The sequence below is a fragment of the Aquibium sp. ELW1220 genome, assembly GCF_030398385.1.
Taxonomy (GTDB): domain Bacteria; phylum Pseudomonadota; class Alphaproteobacteria; order Rhizobiales; family Rhizobiaceae; genus Aquibium.
Map to the genome: position 1 here is coordinate 37,484 of NZ_JAOAOQ010000046.1, position 6,438 is coordinate 43,921.

The window sequence follows — 6,438 nt, forward strand, 5'->3', positions numbered from 1 at the left end:
ATGGCGCTTCCCAGCCACGCGGAAATCGTCGTCATCGGTGGCGGCATCATCGGATGCTCGACCGCCTATCACCTCGCGCGCGACCACAAGGCCGACGTGCTGCTCCTCGAACAGGGCAGGCTTACCTCCGGCTCGACATGGCACGCGGCCGGTCTCGTCGGGCAGCTGCGTTCCTCGGCCTCGATCACGCAGCTCCTGAAGTACTCGGTCGACCTCTACAAGCAGCTCAGCACGGAGACGGGGCTCGAGACCGGCTGGAAGATGACCGGCTGCCTGCGCCTTGCCACCAGTGCCGACCGCTGGACCGAATTCAGGCGGCTCGCCACCACCGCGCAGAGCTTCGGCATGGAGATGCACCTCGTCTCTCCGGAGGAGGTCAAGCGCATGTGGCCGCTGATGGACGTGTCCGACCTCGTCGGCGCGAGCTGGCTGCCGACCGACGGCCAGGCGAGCCCCTCCGACATCGCCCAGTCGCTGGCCAAGGGCGCGCGCATGCACGGGGCGAGGATCGTCGAGGGCGTGCGCGTCACCGGCTTCGACATCGACGACGGCCGCATCACCGCCGTCCACACCACGCAGGGCGTCGTCGAATGCGACAAGGTGGTCAACTGCGGCGGCCAGTGGGCCCGCCAGATCGGCGCCATGGCGGGGATCGAGGTGCCGCTGCAGCCGGTCAAGCACCAGTACGTCATCACCGAGAGGATCGAGGGCCTGTCGTCCGACGCGCCGACGATCCGCGATCCCGACCGGCGGACCTATTTCAAGGAGGAGGTCGGCGGCCTCGTCATGGGCGGCTACGAGCCCAACCCGCAGGCCTGGACCATGGGCGACGTGCCGGACGACTTCCAGTTCCAGCTCTTCCCCGACGACTGGGACCATTTCGAGCAGCACATGGAACAGGCCGTCGCCCGCATCCCGGCGCTGGCCGAGGCCGGCGTCAAGCAGATGATCAACGGGCCGGAGAGTTTTACCCCCGACGGCAACTTCATCCTCGGCCGCGCACCCGGATGCTCCAACATGTATGTCGGCGCCGGCTTCAACGCCTTCGGCATCGCGTCGGGCGGCGGGGCGGGCTGGGCGCTGGCGGCCTGGGTGGCCCGCAACGAGGCGCCGCTCGACCTGTGGGTCGTCGACATCAACCGCTTCTCCGACCTGCACCGCGACCGGCAATGGGTCTGCGACCGCACGCTGGAGGCCTATGGCAAGCATTATACGGTGGCCTTCCCCCACGAGGAGTACGACAGCGGCCGACCCCGCCTCGTCTCGCCGCTCTACGACCGGCTGAAGGCCCGCGGCGCCGTCTTCGGCTCCAAGCTCGGCTGGGAGCGGCCGAACTGGTTCGCCCCGGGGGGAACGGAGGCGAAGGACGTCTATTCCATGGGCCGGCAGAACTGGTTCGCCCCCGTGGGCGAGGAGCACCGGCTGGTGCGCGAGAAGGTCGGCGTCTTCGACCAGTCCTCCTTCGCCAAGTTCGAACTCTCCGGTCGTGACGCGGCCGCCGCGCTGGAGATGATCTGCTCCAACCGCGTCGCCCGCGAGCCGGGCCGGCTGACCTACACGCAGATGCTCAACTCGCGCGGCGGCATCGAGTGCGACCTGACGGTGGCGAGGCTTGCCGACGACCTGTTCTACATCGTCACCGGAACGGGCTTCCGCACCCATGACGGCGGCTGGATCAGGGATCATCTGCCGGCAGGCGGCGACGCGACGCTGATGGACGTGACGGAGGACTTCGGCACGCTCTCCCTGATGGGCCCGCGCGCCCGCGACGTGCTGGAGAGAGTGACCGACGCCGACGTCTCCAACGCCGCCTTCCCCTTCGGCCACGTGCGGGTGATCGACATCGCCGGCCAGCCGGTGCGGGCGCTGCGCGTCACCTATGTCGGCGAGCTCGGCTGGGAACTGCACGCGCCGCTCGACGGCCTCGGCGCCGTCTTCGACGCGCTGATGGACGCGGGCGCGCCCCTCGGCATCGCGCCCGTCGGCTACCGCGCGCTGGAATCGCTGAGGCTCGAGAAGGGCTACCGCGCCTGGGGCTCCGACATCACGCCCAACGACACGCCCTTCGAGGCGGGGCTGGGCTGGGCGGTGAAGCTGAAGTCCAATGCCGATTTCGTCGGCCGCGAGGCGGTGGCGAAGGTGGCGGCCGCCCCGCTGAAGAAGCGGCTGATGATTTTCACCGTCGACGATCCTTCGGTGGTGCTGCTCGGCCGCGAGACCATCCTGCGCGACGGCGAATTCGCCGGCTACCTCTCGAGCGGCGGCTACGGCTACACCATCGGCAAGCCGATCGGGATGGGCTACGTCCGCCGATCGCAGGGGGTGAGCGACGATTGGCTGGCCGCGGGGCGCTACGAACTGGTGGTGGCCAAGGAGCGCGTGACGGCATCGCTGCACATGGGCCCGCTGTATGATCCGCAGGCGGCGCGGGCGAAGGCGTAGAAATGCGGGGACAGTTTACTTAATTCGGACAGAGTTACCGTTTGAAACGAAAGCGATAATTTCCCGAATTAAGTAAACTGTCCCCGCATTTCCCTCATCTCACCTTCAGCACCAGCCCGCGGCTGGGGATCGTGCCTTGTTCGCCGGGCATCGAGACGTAGGATGCCGTTTCTTCGGCGATCTCGATCCGTCCCGCCGCCACGAAGCCGGCGACGTGGGTGGCGAAGCCGTCCCAGAGCGTGTCCTTCACCGTCAGGACGATGACGCCGCCCGGGCGGCAGATGCGGACGAGCTCGTCGACGCCTTCCGGGCCGACATGGCCGGTGGTGAAGACGCCCGCCGAGACGATGCCGGCGAACTGGCCGTCGGCGAAGGGCAGGGGGCCGCCCAGCGCCAGCCGGTGCAGCGCCGCGTAGACGTTCTTGGACGCGGCGACCTTCAGCATGCCTTCCGAGAGGTCGAGCGCCTCGACATGCGCGTAGCCGACGATGCCCAGCCATTCGCCGACGAGCCCGGTGCCGGCACCCGCGTCGAGCAGGGGCGCGGCGCCGCGCGGCAGGTGGCGCGCAAGCAGCGCCAGGCAGATCGCCGGGTGGCGGTAGCCCGCCTGCGCCATTTCCCGGTCGTAGCGATCGGCCCAGCCGTCATAGAGGGCCGCGACCTCCTCCGGCCGCTTCGCCGAATAGACCGCGCCGAGCGCGCCGCCGTGTTCGTTGCCTGCCATGCCTCGTCCCCTGCTTCGTTTTCCGCGTCCGGATACCCTAGCCGAACGGGCCATTCTGTGGAACCGTGGGTGCACGATACCGGACATGAAAAGGGGAGAACGGGCGTGGCGGACCAGACGGCGGAGCTTGTCGAGGCGCGGAACATCCTGCGGGCAATCCCCGCCTTCGCGGGCCTCGACGCGCCCCTGCAGCGGCTCGGCGGGCTGACCAACCGGGTCTACCGCGCCGGCGATCTGTGCCTGCGCATTCCCGGCAAGGGGACCGAGGAATACATCGACCGGAAGAACGAGAAGGTGGCCGCCGGCGAGGCGGCGAAGGCCGGCGTCAGCCCGGACGTGCTCCATTTCGACGACGCGACGGGCGTGATGGTGACGCGCTTCCTCGACGGCGCGGCGACCATGTCGCCGGAGGCTTTCCGCGCCCGCGCGGGCGCGCCGGCGCGGGCGGGCGGGGCCTTCCGCCGGCTGCATGATTCGGGCGCCGCGTTCCCGTTCCGCTTCGAACTGTTTTCGATGATCGACGGCTATCTGACGATCCTGGCCACCAGGGACGTGACGCTCCCGGAGGGCTACCACGACGTGGTGCGGGAGGCCGAGGCGGTGCGCGCGGCGCTCGCCGCCCACCCGCTGCCGCTCGCGCCCTGCCACTGCGACCCGCTGTGCGAGAATTTTCTCGACGCGGGCGACCGCATGTGGATCGTCGACTGGGAATATTCCGGCATGAACGACCCGATGTGGGACCTGGGCGACCTCTCCGTCGAGGCGGGCTTCGACGCCGCGCAGGAGGAAGAGATGATCGCGGCCTATGTCGGGGCTGAGCCGACGGCGGCCGAGCGCGGCCGCATCGTCATCTACAAGGCGATGTGCGACCTGCTGTGGACGCTGTGGGGCCTGATCCAGCACGCCAACGGCAATCCGGCCGACGATTTCTGGGCCTATTCGGTCAACCGCTTCGAACGCTGCAAGGCGCTGATGGGCACGGCCGATTTCGCCCGCCACGTGGCGGCGGTGGCACGCGGCTAGGAGGGCAGCCGCAGCGCCCGCCAGCGGCTGGGCGATACGCCGTAGGCGGCCGAAAAGGCGCGGCTGGCATGGGCCGCGTCGGCAAAGCCCCAGGCGAAGGCGATCTCGGTGACCGACCGGCCGGCGAGCCGCGGATCGGCGAGATCGCGGCGCATCGCGGCGAGCCGCCGGGAGCGGACATGCGCCGAAAAGGTGGTGCCCGTGGCCGAAAACAGCATGTGCAGATAGCGCACCGACACGCCGAAGCGCGCGGCGGTGTGCGACGGCGTCAGCCCGTGATCCTCGAGATGGGCCTCGACATGCGAAAGCATGCGCGGCAGGAGGTCGCCGGACTGCGCGGTCGCCGGGCCGGGCTCGACCAGCCGGCCGAGCAGGTCCACCACGATGTCGGCGGCCAGCGGCGCGTGTCCGGGCGGAATGTCGGAAGCGATCCTCGTCAGGGCGGCGAGATGGCCTGCGGCAAGCGCGCCGAGCCCGCTGCGGCTCTCCAGCGGCAGCGCGCCCCGCAGCCCAGTCGCCCGGCGGCCGAGCCGGTCGCGCGGGATGATGAGCGTCACCTTGTGCAGCGGCCGCGCGACCTCGAAGCGGATCGGCCGCGCGCCGTCCCACAGCAGCATGTCGCCTGCTCCCAGCCGCGCCGCCGTCTCGCCCTGGCGGACATATTCCTCCCCGGACAGGACGAGCAGCATGCCGACATGGTCGCCCTCGGTGCGGCGGATGTCTGCCGGGCCGCGATGGCCGGACAGCGGCGCGCTGCGGCACTCCACCAGCGAGCATCCGCCGAGGTCGTGCCAGGCGAGCTGGCAGTCGTGCGCGGCCTGGTCGGGCAGGTCGAGCGACCAGGGCAGGTGGACCGAACTCAGCATCGCCCGCGTCGCTTCCGCGCGCAGCGACGCCGGCAGGACGCCGGATGTCCAGTGGTTGCCAGCCTGCATCGTTCCTCCCGCGGCGGCACGTCGCGCCGCCCGCGCCCGACATTATCGCAGCCGCGCTTCCCTGTCGAACAAGCCGCTTCCCTGCACGACAAGCATCGGCCGCGCAGGCGGCGGAAGATGCGGGTGTGGACAATGCATCCGGGAGGAAAAGGGCATGCGACACGACATCGAGTTCAACACCGAGGACGGCGTGATCCTGCGCGGCTGGTTTTACCGCGCCAGGGGCGCGGAAGGCCCCGCGCCGACGGTGATCATGGCGCACGGATTCACCGCCACGCGCGAGATCTTCCTCGGCGACTTCGCCGAGGTGTTTTCGGCGGCGGGCATGAACGTCATCGTCTACGATCACCGGAATTTCGGCGCCTCCGACGGCACGCCGCGCCAGCATGTCGATCCGTGGGCGCAGATCAACGGCTACCGCGACGCCATCACCTATGCGCAGACCCTGCCCGAGGTCGATGCCGGGCGCATCGGCGTCTGGGGCTCGAGCTATGCGGGCGGTCACGTGCTGGTGGTCGCGGCGATCGATCGGCGGGTGAAATGCGTCGTCTCGCAGGTGCCGCTGACCTGGGGCTTCGAATCGGCGCGCCGGCTGATCCGCGGCGACCACTGGGCCGGCCTGCGCGCCGCCTTCGACGGCGACCGCGCCGCTCGCGCCCGCGGCGAGCCCGGCGCGCTGATGCCGGTGACCGCGCCCGAGGGCCAGCCCTGCGCGCTGCCGACGGCCGACACCTACGACTTCTTCACCCGCTTCGCCGCCGAGCACGAGACGGCGTGGAAAAACGAGGTGACGCTGCATTCGATCGAGATGTTCACCGAATACGAGCCGGCGACCTACGTCTCCCGCATCGCGCCGACGCCCTTGATGATCGTCGTGGCCGCTGGCGACCACCTGACGCCCTTCGACATGACCGCGCGCGCGTTCGAGCAGGCGCTGGAGCCGAAGAAGCTCGTGGTGCTGCCGGGCGGCCATTTCGAGGCCTATACCGGAAAACCCTTCGCGATCTCGTCTGCAGCGCAGCGCGACTGGTTCAAGGCGCATCTCTAGGCGCGCGCCGGCCGCGCGGAAGCATCCCCGGCGGAGATCGTTTCGGGCCTCCGCGGGACAACGGGACGGGAATGAGGCAGTCCGCCCGGCGCTCACGACGTGTCGTGCGCCCTGAGCGCCATGTGGGCGAGTTCGTTGGCCTCGGCGAGGATGGAGTGGACCGCGTGCCGAGGCTTGCGGCGGCCGCCGGGCGGGCGGCCGCGGCGCAGCGGCGACAGGCGGGGGACGCGGTGCGGCAGGGCCGGCGGCGGGGCAGCGGGCACGCC

Annotated in this window: 5 protein-coding genes; 3 read left to right on the forward strand and 2 right to left on the reverse strand. The window is 70.1% G+C overall.

Annotation, left to right across the window (positions count from 1 at the left end; translation table 11 throughout):
• Entirely contained in the window at window positions 1-2,442 is a 2,442-nt protein-coding gene (locus N1F91_RS26520) for an FAD-dependent oxidoreductase (RefSeq protein WP_289996624.1), read from the forward strand.
• 94 nt (window positions 2,443-2,536) lie between these two features.
• On the opposite strand, the gene N1F91_RS26525 is transcribed toward N1F91_RS26520, so the two are convergent.
• Window positions 2,537-3,166 (reverse strand): class I SAM-dependent methyltransferase, encoded by a 630-nt coding sequence (locus N1F91_RS26525; protein ID WP_289996626.1) that lies wholly within the window; start codon window positions 3,164-3,166, stop codon window positions 2,537-2,539.
• 105 nt (window positions 3,167-3,271) lie between these two features.
• On the opposite strand from N1F91_RS26525, the gene N1F91_RS26530 reads away from it, so the two are divergent.
• Complete coding sequence (locus N1F91_RS26530; RefSeq protein WP_289996628.1) at window positions 3,272-4,189, forward strand: choline/ethanolamine kinase family protein; 918 nt, start codon at window positions 3,272-3,274, stop codon at window positions 4,187-4,189.
• On the opposite strand, the gene N1F91_RS26535 is transcribed toward N1F91_RS26530, so the two are convergent.
• Window positions 4,186-5,124 (reverse strand): helix-turn-helix domain-containing protein, encoded by a 939-nt coding sequence (locus N1F91_RS26535; protein WP_289996631.1) that lies wholly within the window; start codon window positions 5,122-5,124, stop codon window positions 4,186-4,188. The two genes, N1F91_RS26530 and N1F91_RS26535, sit on opposite strands and share 4 nt — an antisense overlap.
• Window positions 5,125-5,278: 154 nt before the next feature.
• Here N1F91_RS26535 and N1F91_RS26540 point away from each other — a divergent pair, with 154 nt between their 5' ends.
• On the forward strand, window positions 5,279-6,172 hold the full coding sequence (locus N1F91_RS26540; RefSeq protein WP_289996632.1) for an alpha/beta hydrolase: 894 nt from the start codon (window positions 5,279-5,281) through the stop codon (window positions 6,170-6,172).
• Window positions 6,173-6,438 lie beyond the last annotated feature (266 nt).

What these genes read in the sequence shown, in the direction of transcription:
- N1F91_RS26520 (WP_289996624.1), top strand. Translation starts at nt 1, where the DNA reads ATGGCGCTTCCCAGCCACGCGGAAATCGTCGTCATCGGTGGCGGCATC.
- N1F91_RS26540 (WP_289996632.1), top strand. Translation starts at nt 5,279, where the DNA reads ATGCGACACGACATCGAGTTCAACACCGAGGACGGCGTGATCCTGCGC.
- N1F91_RS26525 (WP_289996626.1), bottom strand. Translation starts at nt 3,166, where the DNA reads ATGGCAGGCAACGAACACGGCGGCGCGCTCGGCGCGGTCTATTCGGCG.
- N1F91_RS26535 (WP_289996631.1), bottom strand. Translation starts at nt 5,124, where the DNA reads ATGCAGGCTGGCAACCACTGGACATCCGGCGTCCTGCCGGCGTCGCTG.